Source organism: Streptomyces adustus (assembly GCF_009377175.1).
GTDB classification, from domain to species: domain Bacteria; phylum Actinomycetota; class Actinomycetes; order Streptomycetales; family Streptomycetaceae; genus Streptomyces; species Streptomyces adustus.
Map to the genome: position 1 here is coordinate 1 of NZ_VJZD01000518.1, position 1,993 is coordinate 1,993.

Consider the following 1,993-nt stretch of genomic DNA (forward strand, 5'->3'; position numbering starts at 1 on the left):
GGGTGGGGGTGTAGGGCCAGGGGACGCCTGGCGGCTGGTGCAGGAGGGTGCGGGTGCCGTCGTGTGCCCAGATGGTGTGGCGGGTCAGGTAGGCGGCCATCGCGGAGGCCGGATCGGTCAGTTCCTCAGGTATCGGTAGTTCGGTCAGTTCCTCAGGCGTCGGCAGTCGGTAGACGGTGTCGCCGTCGTTGGTGATGATGTTGAGCCAGTCGACGAAGCGTTCGGCGTCTCCTGCGTGCATTCCCACCGCTGCCGTATCGCTGTCCCCGCCGCTGCTGGTGCGGCCTGTATCGGGGTGGTGGCGTCCGGCTGCTTGTTCGTGGCGGAGAAACAGGTCGTACAGGGCGCGTGGGACGGGGCGTGCGCACAAGGCGGTGGTGTCGTTGAGAGGGATGGTCTCGCGCAGGGTGCGGGTGGCCTGGATACCGGCGAGGAGTTGCTGGCGGGCGGGGTCTGTGGGCTGACCGGGTGTGAGAGGGGCCGCCAGCAGGTTCTCGAGGCGGTCGCGGGTGGCGGGGTCGACGGTCCTGGCCTGGTCCCTGGCCTGGTCGGCGCAGTCGAAGGCCAGGGCCAGGGCGCGGGCGGTGCCGCAGTCCAGGCAGGCGGTGATGACGGCGGTAGCGTCGTTGTTGGCGGCCCACAGCAGGATGGTCTCGCGCCACCACGGGTCGTCGACGTTCCCAGTCAGCATGCTGGTGTCGGCACGGGAGGTGCCGAGCTGGGCGGCCGCGAGGTATTCCTGCAGGGTCAGGTGCGCGAAGCCGTAGATGCCGTGCTCGCGTTCGACCAGCAGGCCGCTCTTGCGAACTTCTTCGAGGAACACCTCGGGGGCGACGTTGCCGGGGACCTGGCGCAGCGGGCGGCGGATCGCCCTGACGGCGTCGCGTGCCGGCCAGTCCCGGGCTTTGGCCTTCATCATGGCCAGCGCCAGGCGCTGGACGACGTGCTGCTTGTGCGGACCGCCCAGGCCGGTGGCATCCGACAGGCCGCGGGCCTCGTAGCGGAGGTGCAGCAGCACGTCACACATCTCCGCGTACAGCTCGGCGCGGCTGCCCGGCAGCTGCCCACGGTAGTGGTGCACGTTCGCGATCACGGTCAACAGCAGCGGGTTGGCGGCCAGGTCGTACAGTGCCGGCCGGGTCCGCAGCTGGGCCAGCAGATCGTCGGCCTTCCTGTCCGCGACGTCTCGCACCTGGCGTCCGGCGCCAGACGGGGCCCGGCTCTCGGTCGCGTAGGACCACTGGCGCAGGAACCGCTCGATCTGCTCCCCGGTGAACCGCCGTACCTGCAGCACCTCGGCCGTCGGCAGCGGATTGGCGTGGTAACCGTGCGGGCGGGAGGTCACCACGTAGATGTTGCGGGGATGCCGCTGGATCTGCCGCTGCACCCAGGCCACCACGCGGCCCCGGTCGGCTGGGTCGGCGACCTCGTCCAGTCCGTCCAGCAGCACCACACACCCCCCGCGGTCGAGTCTGCGCTCCAGCCAGCGCGCCGACACTTTCCCCCTCAGCCAGCCGGCTGAGACGGCCACTGCTTCCAGCGTCGGTGTCTCCTCGGCCAGCAGGGCTGGAGCGTGGTTGCGCAGGTACAGCAGCACTGGCAGCAGCCGCCCCCATGGCCACCAGTGGTGCTCGCACAACGTCAGGGTTGTGTTGCGGGCCAGTGTGGTTTTGCCCGACCCGGGCCCGCCGATCACGGCCAGGACCCGCGCCCTCTTTCCTCGCTCGGCATCCTGTAGCACCGACTCCAGGCTGCGGCGCTCCCTCAGCCTCGCCGTTGCCTCTCCGCCTGGCACCGTGCCCAGATACGGTTCCTTGGTAGTGGTGTGCAACGCCTGCGGCACGAGGCTGACGTCCACGTAGACCTGGCGCATTTGCAGTACGAACTTGCCCGGAGTGGCGACGCCCACGGTCTCCATGTCCCGCACGCTTGCCCGCAGCTGCCGCAGGTATGTCCTCCGCCCTCGGCGTGCGGTGGGCGGAGGGGCGGAGGT

The 1,993-nt window shown here is 70.1% G+C and carries 1 protein-coding gene; it reads right to left on the reverse strand.

All coding sequences use genetic code 11. From position 1 onward, the window contains the following. Positions 1-1,918, reverse strand: a 1,918-nt coding sequence (locus FNH09_RS46255) for an NACHT domain-containing protein (RefSeq protein WP_152895855.1), incomplete at its 3' end; no start/stop codon positions are given. Positions 1,919-1,993: the final 75 nt, after the last annotated feature.